Here is an 18,730-nt window from a genome sequence, read left to right as displayed (position 1 = left end):
TATGAAAAATATCAATCAGAGAAATATCAAACAAAAGATTGACTCTCGTAAAAAAGATCCTCTGTCGATGATTTTATTTTGCGTGGTGTATTTGGCAGCCTTCTTAAGTTTTTTAGTTATCACTTTTATTGTCATTTATATTCTAGTTAAGGGGGCACCTCATCTTAGTAAGGGCTTATTTGCTTTAACTTATACGACAGAAAATGTTTCTCTATTACCAGCTTTGATTAATACCTTGTCGATAACGCTATTGACCCTTTTGATTGCTGTTCCGATTGGAATTGGTGCTTCTATTTACCTAACGGAATACGCTAGAAGGGATAATCCATTAGTTTCAATTATTAGGATTGCTACCGAAACACTTTCAGGAATTCCATCGATTATTTATGGTTTGTTTGGGGCACTTTTCTTTGTTAAGTATGCGCATTTTGGTCTTTCTTTGTTATCAGGTGGTATTACGTTAAGTATTATGATTCTTCCCCTAATCATGCGTACAACGGAAGAAGCTTTACTATCTGTTCCTGATGGGTACCGAGAAGGAGCCTTTGCTTTAGGTGCTGGAAAATTACGGACAATTTTTAGAATAGTTTTACCAAGTGCAATACCGGGTATTTTCTCAGGGGTTATTTTAGCAATTGGCCGTATTATCGGAGAATCTGCGGCTCTTATTTTTACAGCTGGAACTGTTGCGGAAGTAGCAAGAAGTGTCTTTAGTTCCTCTAGAACTTTAGCAGTTCATATGTATGCGATATCTGGTGAGGGCTTATATCTTAATCAGACTTATGCAACAGCAGTAGTTCTCTTGGTATTAGTCATTGGTATTAATGTTTTATCTGGTTTTGTGGCTAGATGTCTAGGAAGTGAGATGAGTGATGAGTAAGTTAATTGTTGATAATTTAGATTTATATTATGGTGATTTTCACGCGTTAAAATCGATTGATTTAGAAATTCCAGCAAATGGAATCACAGCTTTTATTGGGCCGTCAGGGTGTGGAAAATCCACCTTGTTAAAAAGTTTGAATCGCATGAATGATTTGGTTAAAGATTGTCGTATCACTGGGAAAGTGATTCTAGATGATGAAGACATTTATCAAGATATTGATATCAACAGATTACGTAAAAAAGTTGGTATGGTATTTCAAAAGCCAAATCCATTTCCAATGAGCATTTACGACAATATTGCTTTTGGACCGAGAACACATGGGATTCACGCGAAGGCTCAACTAGATGAAATTGTTGAACGTTCTTTAAAACAAGCAGCAATTTGGGATGAGGTCAAAGATCGTTTGACGAAATCGGCTATGGGTTTATCGGGTGGTCAACAACAACGTCTCTGCATTGCGCGTGCTTTAGCTATTGAGCCAGAAGTTTTATTGATGGATGAACCAACTAGTGCATTGGATCCTATATCAACGTCAAAAATCGAAGATTTGGTGATTGTTTTAAAAGAAAAATATAGCATTGTCATGGTAACTCATAATATGCAACAAGCAGTGAGAATTTCAGATAAGACAGCTTTCTTTCTCATGGGGGAGTTGGTTGAGTGTAATCAAACAAGCCAGCTCTTTTCACTGCCGCAAGATGAAAGAACAGAAAATTATATTACAGGGAGATTTGGATGATTCGTTCAACATTTGAAAATCAGCTGCAAGAGCTAACGAAAAATGTCATCCTGATGGGAGCCTTGTGTGAGGATGTCATTTCAAAATCAGTTCAATTTTTGAAGAAAGATGATTCGTATTTGGTTAACAATGTGGTTAAAACCTACCAGAAAATTGAACGGCTTGAGCGTGATATTGAGGATCAGTGTTTGAAATTACTCTTACGTCAACAGCCTGTTGCTAAAGATTTAAGGCGAGTTTCAGCAGCATTGAAGATGGTTTATGACATGAAACGTATTGGAGCGCAAGCTGCAGAAATTGGTGAAATTGTGAATCAAGGTCACATTCAACCTGGACCAGAGTTAGAGTATTTGCAAAAAATGGTCGGCCATGTTGTAGGTATGGTAACAACCAGTATTGATGCCTTTGTATACGACAATGAAGAGATGGCAAATCAGGTTGTTCGTTACGACAATACAGTTGACCAAGATTTTGATACAATAAAGGTAAATTTGATGACATATTTTTCAGGCAAAGATGTTGATGGCGAGCATGCTATTGATGTCTTGATGGTAGCCAAATACATTGAACGTATCGGTGACCATACGGTTAATATTGCCAAATGGGTGATTTTTTCCATTACTGGGCAATTAGATGGAGATGACATATGATTTACTGTGTTGAAGACGATGATAATATTCGTGAATTGATGCTCTATACTTTAAAAACAGCAGGTTTTGAAGCTCTTGGCTTTCCAAACGCTGATGACTTTTGGCAAGCCGTGTCTAGTCAAAAGCCTGATTTGGTTTTATTAGATATTATGTTGCCTGGAAGTGATGGTTTAGCCATTTTAGAAAAGCTAGAAGGAACACCTATGACTGCAGATATTCCAGTCATTATGACAACAGCCAAAGGAACGGAATACGACAAGGTAAAAGGGCTAGATATGGGAGCCGATGATTATCTTGTCAAGCCTTTTGGCATGATGGAGATGATTTCACGAATTAAGGCTGTTTTGCGTCGAAGTCAAAAAGCACCTGCTCCTAAGCAACTACAGCTTGGAAATTTATCACTAGATGTGGAAAATTATATTGTTAAAAAAGATAATCAAGTGATTCATTTAACTCTGAAAGAGTTTGAACTTCTTGCTCTTTTGCTGAAAAATCCCAATCGTGTATTTACCAGACAAGATCTACTTAAACAAGTCTGGGGAGATGATTTTTTAGGTGAAACGAGAACTGTGGATGTTCATATTGGAACGCTTCGAACAAAACTTGGTGATGCTAGCCATTATATTCAAACGATTCGTGGTGTCGGTTATCGCCTGGAGGATGACAATGGTTAAGAAGATTTTTCGTTCGACGCTTATGGTAGCTTTGGGAATTCTCTTTTTAGCAATTATGCTGATTATGGGGGTTCTCTATAGCTATTTTGCCCAAGTACAAAAAGAACAACTTCAGACAGAGACGTCCTTAGTTGCCCAAGGGGTTAATCTTGAGGGAAAAAGCTATTTTAATCACCTTAAGGTATCAGGAGTTCGAATGACTTGGATTGACCATAAAGGAGATGTTCTTTATGATAGTCAGTCTAATGCAAAGAAGATGGATAATCATGCCAATCGGAAAGAATTCAAGGAAGCCTTGGCTGAAGGTTATGGAGAAAGCACGCGCTATTCATCTACTTTAACAACTAAGTCCTTGTATTTAGCACAGCGTCTTGATGACGGAACGGTTATCCGATTATCAGTGACACAGCACAGCTTATTATTACTGTATATTCGCATGTTTCAACCATTTGCCTTGATTATCATATTAGCTATTGCTTTATCAATCTGGGTTGCGCGATATACTGCCAAACGTATTGTGGCTCCTCTAAATGATTTAGATTTAGATCAGCCACTGCAAAATGAAGCTTATGATGAAATTTCTCCTTTGTTAAGACGAATTGCTCATCATCAAAAAGCATTAAGTAAGCAAGAAGCCTTGTTAAACCAGAAAAAAGAAGAATTTGATACCATCATTTCAAAAATTAAAGAAGGTATTATTTTGTTGGATGCTAAGTGTCAGGTGATTAGTATTAATGACGCGGCGCAACAACTTTTTCAGACAGATCAAACTTGTCTTGGAAAAGACATCTTACAAATTACGAGAGACTTGTCGTTTCATAAATGGTTAAAATCAGGTCTAGCTGGTCAAAAACAAGAGGGAATCATTCAGTTTGATAAGGAGAGTTATAAAGTTCTGATTCGCCCGATTTTATTTGATGGTCATGTGACAGGTTTGGTCATTCTTTTATTTGATGTGACAGAACAATTACAAATTGAACAGCTGCGTCATGAATTTACGGCTAATGTCTCACATGAATTAAAGACACCTTTACATGTTATCTCAGGATACTCAGAGATGCTGGTTAATGGAATGGTTTCAAGTGAGGATGCTCCTTATTTTGCAGGCAAAATTTACAAAGAATCTAAGCGCATGGTTCACCTAGTTGAAGATATTATCAATCTTTCACATTTGGATGAGACTGATCAGGTACCTATGGAAACATTGGACATCTATGCAACTGCTAAAAATGTTCTTGATAGTTTGGCTACCAAAGCTAGTCAGAGACAGATCCATTTACACTTAACAGGTCAGCCAACCATGATGCTAGGAAATCCTGCTTTGATTCACTCAGTTTTGTACAATCTCTGCGATAATGCTATTACTTATAACCGTGATAAAGGAAGCGTCGAAGTTACAATAACATCGGATGAAAAATACGTTTTCTTAGCTATTAAGGATACTGGTCTTGGCATTCCAAAAGAAGAACAAGAACGGATTTTTGAACGCTTCTATCGTGTTGATAAAAGTCGCTCAAGAAAAGTTGGTGGAACTGGTCTTGGTTTGTCTATTGTCAAACATGCTTTAAAACTTCATGAGGCTACTATCCAAGTCAGAAGTCAGGAAAATATTGGAACACAGATGTTACTAACATTTCATAAATAAAAAAGGTTGAACCCTGGGTTCAACCTTTTTATAATTATTTTTCTACCGGAAGACTAATGCTTGATTGGTCTAAATCAACGGTTAAAATATAATTGCTATTGTCGCGGATAGTGTGTTCAAAGTCTGTAGTGTAGAGAAGAACACGTAAGTTATCGCCTTTTTTAAGTTTGTAGATGCTTGGTTGAAGAGTGAAATCAAGCGTCATCCATTCGTTTGGTTTAATGTCTTCGACAGTTAGCAAATCATTTCGGTTTTGAAGATTGAGAACACCTTTTGTGATGACACGTTCTTGTGTTTTGACAAATGGTAATTCTTTAAGTGCTTCACGTGAGAAGTTGCGGCCGTTATCGATAGCATGTAGAGCTCGATTGGTTGGAACGTCTTTGAAGCGTTTCTTCTGACCATAATCTAAAACTTGTGCTGACAAGAGACCTTTATTTTCACTGGATTTAAGTGTCAAATGCAATGTTACCTGACCATTGATGTGATAATCTTGGTTAACTGGAATATCAAGGCAAATGTTATTTGCTTTTCCTGCAAATAAGTCACTCTTGAATGTGCGGAAGTTTTTACTATAACGTTCATAGTCATCTTTGCCATAATGGTTGTCAATGATTTGAAGGTCTTTTCCAAGAGGCAATGTTTCTTGGTTAGCACTACCAAATTGTGTCAAGCTGCTTGTCCATGTTTGTTCTTGACTATTGTCTTGCCAAATCAGAGTTGGTAAATCAAAGTAATTATCTTGATTCAACATTTTTTGACAAAGCAAAGCATTCATGCTTTCTCTAAAATCAATGGATTGCCAATTATGCATGTAAACATGTTCGCCATTGTGAAGAAAGGCATGTTTTTCAACAGAGCTTGGCAAGGCGTTAAAAATATTGAAAACGTGACGTGGTTTAACGTTCCAGTCTTGAAGACCGTGTGTGTAAACGCAAGTAGTTTTCACTTTATCAGCATGAAGAAGATAGTTACGGTCATGCCAGAATTGATTGTAGTCACCTGATTGACGATCTAATTGAGCTGATTGCTCATCGAGAAGCTCTTGATAATGTGTGTTATTACGAAGATAATCACCTGATAACAAATTACGTGAATAAGTCAATTCAGTTAAAACATCAAGATCTTCACCAGGATAACCGCCAGGACTGCAGATAAGTCCATTTTCACGGTAGTAGTCGTACCAAGATGAAATGGCTGATTCTGCAATGATGACTTTTAGCCCTTCTACACCCGTTGTCGCAAGGGCAGTTGACATGGTACCGAGATAAGATTTACCAGTGGTACAAACGAGTCCATTCGACCAGCCTGCAAGTACCTTTTGGTCACGGCGATGACTAGAAAAGGCAATTGCTTTCCCATTTAACCAGTCAATAACAGCTTTGAAGCTTTCGACTTGAGCATAATCACCGCTAGTCATAAAGCCGTTTGAACCTGCTGTTCCCACACCGGAAACGTAGATGTTAGCAAAGCCACGAGCTAAGAAATAATCATTTAGAGTATAAGGATCGATAAAGTTGAAGCTTTCTTCGGCCTCCCCTACTGGAAGATCTAAGTCAGGAGTTGCTAATGATTCGAAGTCACGTGTTTCTACCTCAATCTTACCAGCAGGTTTGACAGCTAAGTCACCTTCCATTTTGTAAAGTTTCTTATCGTTAGCAACGATATTTGTTCCTTCGTGGTAAGGACTAGCTGTCATCATAGTTGGCACTTGATGGCTGGTATTTGGACGAATGATATTGACCTTAATTAAATCTAATTGACCATCTTGGTCAGTATCAAGTGGTGATTGGACGTAGACAACTTCTCGGATTAAGTCACTTGTATCAAAAGTTGCTAAAGATTTTCCATTGAAGAAGTGGTAGTCATTGTCAACAGGAATAAGTCCTTTACTAATTAAATCATCAAGTAACGTCATACCATTTTTTTGACGGCTAACAAGAAGGTGGTAAAGAGCTTCAATAATGTGTCCCTTTTGGTAATTAATCGGAAAGGCAATTTTTTCTAGGAAGTCATTTGTATCTGTAAAATCAACATGTGGTGTAAATCCAAGTAATTGAAGGGCAATGGTATAAAAAATATCTGCCGTTAGAGGACGATCAGATTGGAAGAATGTTAATAAATCCGTCTCAAAATCAGCAATGAGATTATGAAGTGGATAGTCCGTATCTTTATAATTAAAGAAAATGTTACGGCAGAAGTGCTCCAAAGCCTCCTTGTCAGATTGACGCTTGTTGAGCTCAAATCCAAGAGCTTGTAATTCTTGTTCACAAGCATCGGCAGGCCTTGGTATGTAAGAGAATTGATTGTATTTCATGAAAATTTCTCCTTCTAAAAGTAAACGTTTTTATTTTACAGATAACCTTTACATTATCTATTATACTTGATAAAATGTTAGTTGTCTAAACTATATTTTTTTTGGAGGAAATAAAAAGACATGGACTTTTCATGGACTGTGAAATATATCACAGAATTTATTGGAACAGCTCTTCTTATCATCCTTGGTAACGGTGCTGTTGCAAACGTTGATCTTAAAGGTACAAAAGGACACAACTCAGGTTGGGTTATCATCGCTCTTGGTTATGGTTTTGGTGTTATGATGCCAGCTCTTATGTTTGGTAACGTATCAGGTAACCACATCAACCCTGCTTTCACAATTGCACTTGCAGTTTCAGGTATGTTTGAATGGTCACACGTTGCTCAATACATCATCGCTCAAGTACTTGGTGCAATGTTTGGTCAATTACTTGTTGTTATGGTTCACAAACCATACTACCTTCAAACTGAAAACCCAAATGCTATCCTTGGATCATTCTCAACTATTTCAGCTGTTGACGATGGTACAAAAGACAGCCACAAAGCTGCATGGGTTAATGGTTTCTTGAATGAGTTCCTTGGATCATTTGTACTTTTCTTTGGTGCAATGGCTCTTACTAAAAACTACTTCGGTGCACAATTGATTTCTCAATTGACTGCTGCAGGTTATGATGCTTCTACAGCTGCAACTCAAGTTGCTCCTTACACTACAGGTTCACTTGCTGTTGCTCACATGGGGATCGGATTCCTTGTTATGACACTTGTAACTTCACTTGGTGGTCCTACAGGTCCTGGTCTTAACCCTGCACGTGACCTTGGTCCACGTATCGTCCATGCTTTGCTTCCAAAATCAATTCTTGGTGAACACAAAGGCGATTCTAAATGGTGGTATTCATGGGTACCAGTTGTAGCTCCAATCCTTGCTGGTGTTGCTGCGGTTGCCTTGTTCAAATTCTTATACCTATAAGATAATAAATCAGAAAAGAACCTTCGGGTTCTTTTTATTATGGCTTCAAGCCAGTTTTTCTCGAAGAGAAAAACAAGAAAACCACCAGCTAAGCTGGTGGCTGACAAGGCTTTGAGCTTCTATTTCTTTTTCCTGATATAATCTAATTGTTCAGGTTAGAAAAAAGAAAGGAAAAAGAAATGGCAAAAAACAGTTACAGTTTATCACACACAAAATGGATGTGCAAATATCACATAGTATTCACACCCAAATATCGTAGAAAATCCATTTACTATACAATTAGACAAGACTTAATAGGTATTTTCCGTCACCTATGTCAATATAAAGGAGTTGAGATAATAGAAGGGCATATGATGTCAGATCACGTTCATATGCTTGTTTTAATTTCACCAAAACTTGCGATTTCGGATTTTATGGGATATTTAAAAAGTGCTTTGATGATATTTGATAAGCATGCAAATTTAAAATATAAATACGGAAATCGTAAGTTTTGGGCTAGGGGATATTACGTAAGTACTGTTGGACTAAACGAACAAACTGTAGCGAAGTATATTCGCGAACAGGAGAAAGATGACATAGCTTTGGATAAGTTAAGTGTAAAAGAGTATGAAGATCTATTTTCCGATGGAGGATTTAGAACACGATAAAAGCCCGTTGTTACGGGCGATAGTCAAGTAATAGAAGCATGACCTGAACAACGTTCAGCGAGCGTCTTTAGACGCTGCTGGAGATTAACGGCTTATAGCCGGTGTACAAGCCACCCGTTTTCACGGGTGGTTATGACTAATAGAGGAGAGCATAATTTCTTGTCAAACTGACTATTTTTTTCTAAAATAGAAAAGACCCAGTCCTTATTTTTGTAAGAACTTGTATAACATAATCTAACAAAAAACACTGTGAGGAGACAATTATGACTTTATTTAACGGAGTCACGTTTAGGTATCCCGTTTTACGTATTAATAATCGTGATCATAACATCGATTTTTACCAAAAATTAGGTTTTAAATTAGTAAATGAAGAAAATGCAATCGCTGTATTTTCGACGAAACACCGAAATGCTCGTTTCGTTATTGAAGAATCGCCAGCGCCTGATACTCGTGCGGTTCAAGGTGACAAAAAGGTTAATAAAATCGTCGTTAAAATCCCTAAAGCAAATGAAATTGAAGCTATTTTAGGAAATGGCATTGACGTTGAACGACTTTTCAAAGGTAAACGTGGTTATGCTTTTGAGACAGTGTCTCCAGAAGGTGATCTTTTCCTTATACATTCAGAAGATGATATTCAAGAATTAACAGAAATTGAAAAACAAACTTTCCCTGAAAATGATGACTTAGAGGAAGTATCTGAATTTCATTTTGAAAGTTTGACCCTTAATGTTGCTGACAAAGCTGGTACACAAGCCTTTTACCAAGATGTCTTTGCTGGTAAATTACCATTAGAGCTCAACTTTGAACAAGGCAAAGGTGCAGACCTAACTGTTGATCCTTTGACAACATGGGATTTGGAAATTCTAGAATTTAAAGTGCCTGAGAACTATGATTTGAAAGCTTTGGCAGACTATTTTGAAGCTAAGGGACAATCTATTTATCTAGATAAAAAAGAAAGTGTCCTAGTTCTTTCTGATCCTAGTCAAGTTGAAATTTGGTTTATCAAATGACAGATTTGTTAGACATTATTAACAATCAAATCAATCGCAATATTTATCATGGAGCTAGTATAGCTCTTTTTAAAGGTAATCAGTGGACAGAGCGGTACATTGGTACAATTGATGGTGAGACTGCTGTTTCTCCTGGATTGATTTATGATTTAGCATCTGTTTCTAAGGCTGTTGGTGTTGGAACTGTTATTATCTCGCTTATCTCTGAGGGAAAATTGGATATTGATGCTCCTTTGAAGCAGTACTATCCTGATTTTCATGAATCTAAATTAACACTTCGTCAGCTTTTGACGCACAGTAGTGGGATTAACCCGTTTATCCCAAATCGTGATTCACTTAATGCTAAAGAGCTAAAAGAAGCGATTAATCACATTACGGTAGAAGATAAAAAGAATTTCTTGTATACAGATATCAACTTTTTACTGCTCGGTTTTATGCTGGAAAACTATTTTGGTAAATCTCTGGCTGACATTTTTCAGGAACAGGTTTTTGGACCATTTGGTATGACAAAGACAGGCTTTGGACCAGTTAAGGGTGCTGTACCAACGGTAGCTGGAATTGATGATGGCATGGTTCATGATCCTAAGGCTAAAGTGTTAGGTTGTCACTCTGGTTCTGCTGGTCTATTTTCGAATGTGATCGACCTTGAAAAACTTTGTCAACATTATCTGATTGATGATTTTTCACGTGATATTTGGCAAAATTTTAGTTATGCTAATAAAGAACGTTCTCTTGCATGGAATAAAGAAGGGGATTGGCTTGACCACACGGGGTATACGGGAACTTATGTGGCCATTAATAGAAAAGAACAAAAAGCTGCTATTTTCTTGACTAATCGTACATATTCTTACGATGATCGACCTCTTTGGATTGAGGAGCGAAAGAAAATTTCTGATTGGATTCAGGAAAATTTATAGAAATATTGCTATTTTTATGAAAACGTTTTACTTTTTCTCGGATTTTTTAGCGTGAAAGTGCTATAATGAAGGTAACCAGAGAAAAGGAGGACAAAGTTATGGCAGATGTACTTACTGTTGTTTTTGATGTTGAAAGTGAAGCTTATCAAGCATTTTCAGAATTAAAAGCCTTTAAGCAAGATAGCCACACCCAAATTGCACAAATCGCCTTGGTCAAGAACGAAGATGGTAAAATTACAATCAAAGATTCCATTGATTTTGATGATACTAGTCGTGAATATGCCACAATTGGTGGAATTGTTGGTGGTTTGATTGGTATCTTGAGTGGACCAATTGGTGTTATTATTGGTTATGGTATCGGAAGTCTCGCTGGTGCGGCAAGCGGTAGTATGAACGATTCTAGTGATAATAACTTAATCGAAGAAGTCACAACTAAATTGCTTGATGGCGATGTGGCGGTTATTGCTTTGGTTCGTGAAGAAGACGAAAGTGTATTGAACCATGTCTTTGCTCCTTACAAGACGAATATTATGCGTTGGGATGCTGTGGCTTTAGCTCATGAAGTAGAACTTGCCGGTCAAGTTCAGGATGAACTTTTTGATAAAGTTCAAGAAGACATGAATGAACGTCGTGTTAACCACTTGAAAGAACAAGGAAGCGATATTGCAGAAGCTATTAAAGCGAAATTCCGTCGCTTAAAAGGAAAAGAGTAATAGAAAAAGCAGTCAGTTCTATTCATCTCTAAACAGTGATAAAAAAACTCTCTTGAGCAAAATCAAGAGAGTTTTTATTTGATTTAAAGTGTTTTTTTCATGCTGATATGCATGATACCAGCTTCTTCAAATTCATCACCAAAACAGGTGAAATGAAGTTTATCATAGAATCCTTTTGCAGTTAATTGGGCGTGAAGTATCATTTCTTTAAAGCCTTGCTGTTTGCAAAAATGGATAACTTCTTCTAAGAGAAACTTTCCCAGGTTTTGACCCTGATAGGCTGGTAATACGGCCATACGTTGCAGAGTAGCTTGGCTATGGTCTTGATTGGGTAGAATACGACAGGTTGCCACAGCTTTATCCTGATTATCATAAAGAACAAAATGCAGACAATATGCTTCGTTTTCGTCAATCTCAAGAGATAAAGGAACGCCTTGACCTTTAACAAAAACTAGCTGACGGATTTTTACTGCATCAAGATAGGTATCTGAGAGTGTATTTCGAGTTTGTTTGATTTTCATAGCTCTATTTTAAGGACAAAAAAAGACTCTGTCAACTGACAAAGTCTTTTTAGATATTTATTATTTAGCAGCAACAGTTTCAGCAACGTCATCCATTGAAAGAACTTCGTGGAAGACGCGTTGTGTCAATTCTGTCTTTTGTTCTTTTGTAAGGTATTTAGTGTTTACACAGTAACCTGAGATACGAACGATAACATCTTCACCATTCATAATCTTGTCATAAACATCTTTAAGGTCCATGACGTTCAAGTTAACGTGTTGTCCACCGTTTTCGAAGTAACCATCAAGGATAGTTACCAAGTTATCAACTTGTTCATCGAATGTTTTACCAAGAGCACGTGGAGAAACTTGAGTTGTAAGTGAAATACCATCTGCAGCATATGAGAAGTCAAGGCTTGCAAGTGAGTTAAGGTTTTGCAACCAACCACCACGAGCTTTGTTAGATGGGTTAGCACCTGGTGAGAAGAATTCAAGTTTAGAAAGGTTTACAGTACCATCTTCGTTGAGGTAAACACCTTTGTGAACTGGAGAATTACCAGTTTGTTTAGAGTAAGCAACGTTTGAAGTGATTGTAAGAAGTGATACAGTAGCTTCAGCGTTCTTGTAAAGTTTATGGCTACGAAGACGAGTAGTGTATGCTTCTACCAACCATTCAGCCAATTCGTTTGAACGAGGGTCATCTTCACCCCAACGAGGGAAGTCACCGATTGTTTCGTAATCGTAGATGTAGCCATCTTCATCACGGATTGGTTTAACAGTAGCGTACTTGATTGCTGACAATGTATCAACAGTATTAGCAAAGCCACAAATACCGAATCCCATGTTAGCACGTTGTTTAGTTGGTAAGAAGGCCATTTGAACAGCTTCGTAGTTGTATTTATCAGTCATGTAGTGAATGATGTTAAGAGCATCTACGTAAGTTGAAGTCAACCAATCAAGTGATTTTTCAAAGTTAGCTTTGACAGTTTCAAAGTCGAGGACTTCATCACGAACTGGTTCGATATCAAAGACTTTGTAATCTTTATGAACATCGTCATAACCACCGTTCAAACCAGTAAGAAGAGCTTTAAGGACGTTAACACGAGCCCCAAAGTATTGGATGTTGTGGCGTTGTTCTTCATTTTCTGGGTCAAGTGGTGATACACAACATGAGATACATGACATTTCACCATAACCATCTTTAGCCATTGTTGTCACACCTTCGTATTGAATTGAAGAGTGTTTGTGTGACATTTTCATACAGTAACGACGGAATGAATATGGCAATTTGTCAGTCCAAAGTACTGTCAAGTTAGGTTCTGGAGCATTACCGATATTGTCCAAAGTGTTCAAGAAACGGTAGTCCATTTTAGTAACACGGTGACGACCGTCAGCCCCCATACCTGCCATAGAAGTTGTAATGAATGTTGGGTCACCTGAGTAAAGTTCGTCGTAAGCTTTAGTACGAGCAAATTTTACAGTACGAAGTTTCAATACGAAATCATCAACAAATTCTTGAATTTCAGATTCTGTAAATGTACCACGAGCAAGGTCGCGTTCAGCAAAGATATCAAGAACGATTGGCACACGTCCAAGAGAAGTAGCGGCACCATTGACAACACGGCAGACCGCCATGAAAGCAATGTTAACCCACTGAATAGCTTCTTTAACGTTCATGGCTGGTTTACGAACATCAAGTCCATAAAGGTCACCAAGTTTAACCACTTCACCAAGAGCTTGGTATTGCATGTTTACTTCTTCGCGAAGACGAATTGATTCTTCATCGATTTCAGTAATAGCGTTCCAGTCGTTAACTTTTTCTTGCATCAAGTAGTCAGCTCCGTAAAGAGCAAGACGAGCATAGACACCGATGATACGTCCACGAGAGTAAGCATCTGGAAGACCAGTTACTGTGTGAGCGTGACGTGCTCGGCGGATATTAGATGTATAAGCGCGGAAGATTCCGTCATTTACTGTAGTAGAGTATTTTGTGAAAATTTCATGAACAGCAGGATCAGGTTCATAACCATGTTCTTTAAGTGCTGTTTCTGCCATACGGATACCACCTTTTGGCATGAAATTCAATTTGAACAACTCATCATTTTGAATACCGTAGATTAATTCATCGTCTTTTGAAATATAGCCGGCAGGAATATCTGCGATTGATGTTGGACGAGTGTCCATTGGGAAACGAGTTGCTTCGTATTTAGCTTTAGTATCTTCAATAATTTTTTTGATTTTAAGAGAGCGTTCAGTAGCTGGTGCTAAGAAGCTTTCATCACCATCATAAGGTGTGTAGTTAGCTTGAACGAAGCGAGAAACGCTGGCTTTTTCTTTCCAGTCAGTACCTTTAAAGCCTTCCCAGGCTTTTTCAAAAACATCTGCATTTGTTTTAACAGTCGCCATAATGAGATTTCTCCTTAAATTCTAGTAACAGGTCATCTGTTACATTTACAAGTATAAGTTTATCATAAAGGAAGCGTTTTCCCAAGCAAAAAAATTGGAAAAAACAAGAATCTTTTCTAGTACAGTTTCAGAAACAAGGAGAACTGTACTAGAAATTTGTAAGCTTTGATTGAAAGCAATGAAAATTGTTATAATAGAGTCAGAAAGGACTGGATGATGCTTATTTTTCCATTAATTAATGATACTTCTCGAAAAATTATTCATATTGATATGGATGCTTTCTTTGCGTCAGTGGAAGAAAGAGATAATCCAGACCTCAAAGGAAAGCCTGTGATTATTGGTTCTGATCCACGTAAGACAGGTGGGCGTGGTGTCGTATCAACATGCAATTATGAAGCCAGAAAATTTGGCGTTCATTCTGCCATGTCTTCAAAAGAGGCTTACGAACGTTGTCCTCAAGCTATCTTTATTTCTGGTAATTATCAGAAATACCGAGAAATAGGAATGCAAATTCGTGAGATTTTCAGACGTTATACGGATTTAGTAGAACCTATGTCTATTGATGAGGCTTACTTAGATGTTACTGAAAACAAACGTGGCATCAAATCAGCGATTAAAATCGCCAAAATGATTCAATATGATATTTGGCAAGAAGTTCACCTGACTTGTTCAGCAGGTGTCTCTTATAACAAATTTTTAGCTAAACTAGCTTCGGATTTTGATAAACCGAAAGGTTTAACCTTGATATTGCCAGAAGATGCGCAGGATTTCTTGAAAAAATTACCAATTGAAAAATTTCATGGTGTGGGTAAGAAATCAGTTGAAAAATTACATCAACTAGGTGTTTTTACAGGTGCGGACCTGCTAGAAATTCCAGAGATGACTTTGATTGATCATTTCGGACGTTTCGGTTATGATTTGTACCGCAAAGCGCGTGGTATTTCAAATTCTCCTGTAAAACCCAATCGTATTCGAAAATCTATTGGGAGTGAACGCACCTATAGTAAATTGCTTTACGACGATGCTGATATTAAGTCTGAGATTTCAAAAAATACCCGTCGAGTTGTAGACAGCCTGACACGAAACAATAAAGTTGGCCGAACTGTCGTTTTGAAGGTTCGATATGCGGATTTTTCAACCTTAACCAAGCGTAAAACGCTAGATGATGTCACCAATGATTTTGATGTGATTGATCAAGCTGCTCATGCGATATTTGACAGCTTAGAAGAATCAAAAGCTGGTGTGCGTCTTCTGGGGGTTACTATCACTGGATTAGAAGATAATATTCGTCCGTTAAATCTTTTTAAAAATTAAAATACCGTCTTAGTAGTTGCTGAGACGGTATTCGTTTCAAAAAGCTTAGTTATTATCACTTTCAGAATCGTCAGCATTATCTTTGTCTAGTAATTGTGCGGCTTTGTTGTAGACATAGCCATAAAGTACTAGGAAGACAAGTGGTAGAATAAGACTAAATGGTGAAAGTGTTGCACCAAGGTAAATTGCAAAAGCAAAAGATGCAAGATTGTAAACAACAGTATAAATCAAGGCAATGCGGTAAGGTGATAAACTTGGAGCATTGTCTTTGATTTTTGCTAAGTTTTTAAATGCTAAAACAGCGACAACAATGTTAACAACAAGAGCAATAATAGCAATGATGACATTGCCAATATTAGCAGAAGCTTCAACAATTTTGTATGTTTCAGCATCAAGTTGTTCTTTTAGCTTGTCGAGGTTATTAACCAAGACAAAATGGCTAATAACAGAGTAGACTTTAGCTAAGGCTGCAAGAACATTTACCCAAGCGATGAAAAGCGTCCAAGAACGCAAAGATTGACGAATTTTTTCATAAGAAACCATTTCAAACCTCCTAAAAACAATGGTAATCCTATTATGATAGTACAGATATTATAACACAATTTCCTTATATGTAAACACTTTTCTGTCAAGAGATGTAACATCTGAAAATCCTTTAGTTTCAAGGATTAAATCGTTTTAATCCTCGAAATGTTTCAAGTATAAAGTTATTTTATCATCTGAAAATTTATATTTATACAAAATAAGTGTATAAGAAAAGTTAGGAAATTCTATCAATAGTTTTCCTAACTTTTAGCTATTAGTTTTTGAAAAATTGGTTAATATCCTCTTGTGTGATGCCAATCATTGGATCGATGAAGGGGAGGTTTTCTTCTGTTAGACGATAGTCTTTGACTTGTTCTGGTTCAGATGTGTCATCTTCAAAATCAAGGCTGAGTTGAACAGCATCTTCAGTTATTTCTTCTTTTATGTGAGGAGTAGAAGCGATTGTGTTGACTTTTTTTGCTACATTTTGGATTTCTGTCGTCTCGCTGAGAACCTTAGTTGTTTCAGTCTTATCAGGTTCTGTATCAGTTGCTGTAAAGCGTTGAACGAGATAAGTATTTCGCTTAGCCCCTTCGTTTTTGATGGCATAATCGAAGGCAGCAATTTCGCCTAACATAACTAATTTACTTTTAGAACGGGTGATTGCAGTATAAATGAGGTTACGCTGAAGAAGGCGATGACTTTGACGAGTAATAGGGAGGATGACAACTTGAAATTCACTCCCTTGGGATTTGTGAATAGACATGGCGTAAGCTAGCGTGATTTTGTGCCATTCATTACGAGGGTAAATGACTTCTGTCCCATCAAAAGACATGTAAAGTTCATCTTGTTTGGACTCAGTGTATTTAGCTGGAATCAAGTCAGTGATGTAGCCAATATCGCCGTTGAACACATTAAGCTCAGCATCGTTAATCAAGTGTAGAACTTTATCTCCCTTACGAAAATTCATCTCACCAAATGTAAAAGACAATTGATCGCCAAGTGGATTGAGTAAATCCTGAATAATGGTATTGAGTCGGTTAATACCAGCGGCTCCTCGATACATTGGGGCAAGAATTTGAATTTCTTGTGGACTAATGCCGCTTTTGATAGCTGCGCTGACAATCTTTGGAATCATTTCAGGGATATATTGGGCACTAGCTTCAAAGTAAGAACGGTCAGCTTTTTTCTGCGTAAAATCAGCTGGCAAAATTCCTTGTCTCATCTGGTTAGCTAGGCTAACAATAGTGGAATCTTCTGATTGTCTGAAAATTTTGGTTAGGGCGATTTGCGGTAATGATTTGATTTTTAGTAAATCAGCTAAAACCTGACCGGGCCCTACAGATGGCAACTGGTCACTGTCACCAACGATAATGACTTGAGTATTTGATGAAATCGAGCTAAATAGTTGGTTAGCTAGCCAGGTATCCACCATTGAAAATTCGTCAATGATAATCAAATCACAGTCAAGATAATCATCCATAGCTTGATAATCATTATCGCCATTTAGACCAAGATGACGGTGAATTGTGGCACTTGGTAGCCCAGTGAGTTCATTCATTCGACGGGCAGCACGACCTGTCGGTGCAGCAAGAACGATAGGAATATCTTTCTTATCTAAATCTATCCCGTGAAGATCAGCATAAGCCGCAATTAAGCCATTGATAACAGTTGTTTTACCTGTACCAGGACCACCTGTCAAAATGAAAACTTTGCTTTGAAGCGCTTCTTTAATGGCGTTTTTCTGTACCGAATCATAGCTAATTCCAAAAGTGTCCTCGATTTCGGCAATTTCTTCTTGCAAGTCTTCTTCTGAGAATTGTTTAGCCAGTGGTGTGTCCAGGATACGTGTTAGATTTTTTTTGATGCCTGCTTCAGCATAAAAAAGAGTGTTGTCAAAAATCTTTGTACCAATATTTTGCACCTTATCTTCAGCGATGAGGGTTGATAATTCTTGAGCAACAGCTGCTGGATCTAGTTCAATCTGACGAGCTTCTTCAAGAATGGTGATTGCATTTTCTAGTAAATCACGCGCTTCAACATAAGTATCCCCGTTTTCAATGGATAATTCAAATAAGGTATGAACAAGCGCTGCGCGAAAACGTTGGGGAGCATCCGCTTCAATGCCTAATTGCTCAGCTAGTTGGTCAGCAATTTTAAATCCAATCCCTTGAATATCTTCGACTAGTTGATAAGGATTTTCTTGGATAATATCAAGACTGTCTTCCTTATAGTGGTTAAAAATATCAAAAGCAACGCGGTTGGTTAAACCGTATTCTGCGAGTTTTGATAGGATTTGTTCGGTACCGTAGTTGAGTTTTAATTTGGCAACAAAATTATCACGGTTTTCTTTAGAGAGCCCTGAAATACTTTCAAGTTTACTTGGGTCTTCTAAAATTTTATCGATAGTATCGTCACCGTAGAGTTGGACGATTTTTTCTGCTGTTTTTTTACCAATCCCTTTAAAATGTTCGCTTGAAAAATACTTGATTAAGCCTGATGATGTTGGTTTTGAGCGCTCATAACGTGTGACTTTGAGCTGTTCCCCATATTTTGGATGTTGGGTTAATTCGCCCCAAAAAGTATAATTTTCGCCTTCAATGATTTCAGCTATTGTCCCGGTAACAATAATCTCAAAATCATCGAAGTCAGAATCAGTATCTTCAATTTCGAGTAATATGATTTTAAAAAAGTTACTGGCATTTTCAAAAATAATACGGTCAACGATGCCAGAAAAGAAGTATTCCATAATTGATCCTTACGTGATTTCTATAGTGGCTTTATTATATCATTCAAAACCTGACTAATCAAAAAGGACTTACCC

General features: G+C 37.5%; 15 protein-coding genes and 1 pseudogene. 11 read left to right on the top strand and 5 right to left on the bottom strand.

Features of this window, described 5'->3' with window-relative positions:
• The first annotated feature begins 1 nt into the window (after position 1).
• The 5 genes from pstA to B4D49_RS07660 are packed head-to-tail and all read left to right on the top strand — an operon-like array spanning position 2 to position 4,591.
• Positions 2-880 (top strand): phosphate ABC transporter permease PstA, encoded by an 879-nt coding sequence (gene pstA / locus B4D49_RS07680; protein WP_132869194.1) that lies wholly within the window; start codon positions 2-4, stop codon positions 878-880.
• The gene (gene pstB, locus B4D49_RS07675; protein WP_286784034.1) at positions 873-1,622 is read left to right on the top strand and encodes a phosphate ABC transporter ATP-binding protein PstB; all 750 of its coding nucleotides are present in this window, start codon (positions 873-875) and stop codon (positions 1,620-1,622) included. Before pstA ends, pstB begins: the two co-directional genes overlap by 8 nt.
• Positions 1,619-2,272, top strand: coding sequence for a phosphate signaling complex protein PhoU (gene phoU / locus B4D49_RS07670; RefSeq protein WP_132869193.1), 654 nt, complete (start codon positions 1,619-1,621; stop codon positions 2,270-2,272). Before pstB ends, phoU begins: the two co-directional genes overlap by 4 nt.
• On the top strand, positions 2,269-2,946 hold the full coding sequence (locus B4D49_RS07665; RefSeq protein WP_132869192.1) for a winged helix-turn-helix domain-containing protein: 678 nt from the start codon (positions 2,269-2,271) through the stop codon (positions 2,944-2,946). The genes phoU and B4D49_RS07665 overlap by 4 nt, the downstream gene beginning before the upstream one ends.
• Entirely contained in the window at positions 2,939-4,591 is a 1,653-nt protein-coding gene (locus tag B4D49_RS07660; protein WP_286784033.1) for an ATP-binding protein, read from the top strand. The genes B4D49_RS07665 and B4D49_RS07660 overlap by 8 nt, the downstream gene beginning before the upstream one ends.
• A 34-nt stretch (positions 4,592-4,625) precedes the next feature.
• Here B4D49_RS07660 and B4D49_RS07655 read toward each other — a convergent pair whose 3' ends face one another.
• Positions 4,626-6,908, bottom strand: coding sequence for a Xaa-Pro dipeptidyl-peptidase (locus tag B4D49_RS07655; protein ID WP_286784032.1), 2,283 nt, complete (start codon positions 6,906-6,908; stop codon positions 4,626-4,628).
• 120 nt (positions 6,909-7,028) lie between these two features.
• Between B4D49_RS07655 and gla the strand changes: the two genes are divergently transcribed.
• The 5 genes from gla (at position 7,029) to B4D49_RS07630 (ending at position 11,161) form a co-directional block, all read left to right on the top strand.
• Positions 7,029-7,874: an aquaglyceroporin Gla gene (gene gla, locus B4D49_RS07650; protein WP_132869189.1), complete on the top strand. Its 846-nt coding sequence runs from the start codon at positions 7,029-7,031 to the stop codon at positions 7,872-7,874.
• A gap of 179 nt (positions 7,875-8,053) precedes the next feature.
• Positions 8,054-8,521, top strand: a complete 468-nt coding sequence (gene tnpA / locus B4D49_RS07645) for an IS200/IS605 family transposase (RefSeq protein ID WP_286784031.1) — start codon at positions 8,054-8,056, stop codon at positions 8,519-8,521.
• A 263-nt stretch (positions 8,522-8,784) separates the two neighbouring features.
• A complete protein-coding gene (locus tag B4D49_RS07640) occupies positions 8,785-9,531 on the top strand; it encodes a CppA N-terminal domain-containing protein (protein ID WP_286784030.1) in 747 nt (248 codons plus the stop codon).
• Positions 9,528-10,448 carry a serine hydrolase domain-containing protein gene (locus tag B4D49_RS07635; protein ID WP_286784029.1) on the top strand — a complete coding sequence of 307 codons (921 nt, stop codon included), beginning with the start codon at positions 9,528-9,530 and terminating at the stop codon, positions 10,446-10,448. Before B4D49_RS07640 ends, B4D49_RS07635 begins: the two co-directional genes overlap by 4 nt.
• Positions 10,449-10,546: 98 nt before the next feature.
• The gene (locus tag B4D49_RS07630; RefSeq protein WP_132869484.1) at positions 10,547-11,161 is read left to right on the top strand and encodes a DUF1269 domain-containing protein; all 615 of its coding nucleotides are present in this window, start codon (positions 10,547-10,549) and stop codon (positions 11,159-11,161) included.
• Positions 11,162-11,244: 83 nt separating this feature from the next.
• Here the strand turns inward: B4D49_RS07630 and B4D49_RS07625 are convergent, their stop codons facing one another.
• Positions 11,245-11,682, bottom strand: coding sequence for a GNAT family N-acetyltransferase (locus B4D49_RS07625; protein ID WP_286784028.1), 438 nt, complete (start codon positions 11,680-11,682; stop codon positions 11,245-11,247).
• Between the two features lie 60 nt (positions 11,683-11,742).
• On the bottom strand, positions 11,743-14,067 hold the full coding sequence (pflB, locus tag B4D49_RS07620) for a formate C-acetyltransferase (protein ID WP_132869486.1): 2,325 nt from the start codon (positions 14,065-14,067) through the stop codon (positions 11,743-11,745).
• A gap of 216 nt (positions 14,068-14,283) precedes the next feature.
• On the opposite strand from pflB, the gene dinB reads away from it, so the two are divergent.
• The gene (dinB, locus tag B4D49_RS07615; RefSeq protein WP_132869489.1) at positions 14,284-15,381 is read left to right on the top strand and encodes a DNA polymerase IV; all 1,098 of its coding nucleotides are present in this window, start codon (positions 14,284-14,286) and stop codon (positions 15,379-15,381) included.
• A 45-nt stretch (positions 15,382-15,426) separates the two neighbouring features.
• On the opposite strand, the gene B4D49_RS07610 is transcribed toward dinB, so the two are convergent.
• Positions 15,427-15,924 (bottom strand): hypothetical protein, encoded by a 498-nt coding sequence (locus B4D49_RS07610; protein ID WP_132869487.1) that lies wholly within the window; start codon positions 15,922-15,924, stop codon positions 15,427-15,429.
• Between the two features lie 537 nt (positions 15,925-16,461).
• Positions 16,462-18,655, bottom strand: a pseudogene (locus tag B4D49_RS07605) (ATP-dependent RecD-like DNA helicase); the annotation flags it as partial.
• Positions 18,656-18,730 lie beyond the last annotated feature (75 nt).

Source organism: Streptococcus sp. UBA4344, from assembly GCF_002393675.1.
Classification (GTDB): Bacteria; Bacillota; Bacilli; order Lactobacillales; family Streptococcaceae; genus Streptococcus; species Streptococcus vicugnae.
The sequence above is the reverse complement of the archived record's forward strand: the minus strand, read 5'-3'. Positions and strand labels throughout refer to the sequence as shown.

Coding starts and splice junctions, on each gene's coding strand:
- pstA (WP_132869194.1), top strand. CDS start 2: ATGAAAAATATCAATCAGAGAAATATCAAACAAAAGATTGACTCTCGT.
- pstB (WP_286784034.1), top strand. CDS start 873: ATGAGTAAGTTAATTGTTGATAATTTAGATTTATATTATGGTGATTTT.
- phoU (WP_132869193.1), top strand. CDS start 1,619: ATGATTCGTTCAACATTTGAAAATCAGCTGCAAGAGCTAACGAAAAAT.
- B4D49_RS07665 (WP_132869192.1), top strand. CDS start 2,269: ATGATTTACTGTGTTGAAGACGATGATAATATTCGTGAATTGATGCTC.
- B4D49_RS07660 (WP_286784033.1), top strand. CDS start 2,939: ATGGTTAAGAAGATTTTTCGTTCGACGCTTATGGTAGCTTTGGGAATT.
- B4D49_RS07655 (WP_286784032.1), bottom strand. CDS start 6,908: ATGAAATACAATCAATTCTCTTACATACCAAGGCCTGCCGATGCTTGT.
- gla (WP_132869189.1), top strand. CDS start 7,029: ATGGACTTTTCATGGACTGTGAAATATATCACAGAATTTATTGGAACA.
- tnpA (WP_286784031.1), top strand. CDS start 8,054: ATGGCAAAAAACAGTTACAGTTTATCACACACAAAATGGATGTGCAAA.
- B4D49_RS07640 (WP_286784030.1), top strand. CDS start 8,785: ATGACTTTATTTAACGGAGTCACGTTTAGGTATCCCGTTTTACGTATT.
- B4D49_RS07635 (WP_286784029.1), top strand. CDS start 9,528: ATGACAGATTTGTTAGACATTATTAACAATCAAATCAATCGCAATATT.
- B4D49_RS07630 (WP_132869484.1), top strand. CDS start 10,547: ATGGCAGATGTACTTACTGTTGTTTTTGATGTTGAAAGTGAAGCTTAT.
- B4D49_RS07625 (WP_286784028.1), bottom strand. CDS start 11,682: ATGAAAATCAAACAAACTCGAAATACACTCTCAGATACCTATCTTGAT.
- pflB (WP_132869486.1), bottom strand. CDS start 14,067: ATGGCGACTGTTAAAACAAATGCAGATGTTTTTGAAAAAGCCTGGGAA.
- dinB (WP_132869489.1), top strand. CDS start 14,284: ATGCTTATTTTTCCATTAATTAATGATACTTCTCGAAAAATTATTCAT.
- B4D49_RS07610 (WP_132869487.1), bottom strand. CDS start 15,924: ATGGTTTCTTATGAAAAAATTCGTCAATCTTTGCGTTCTTGGACGCTT.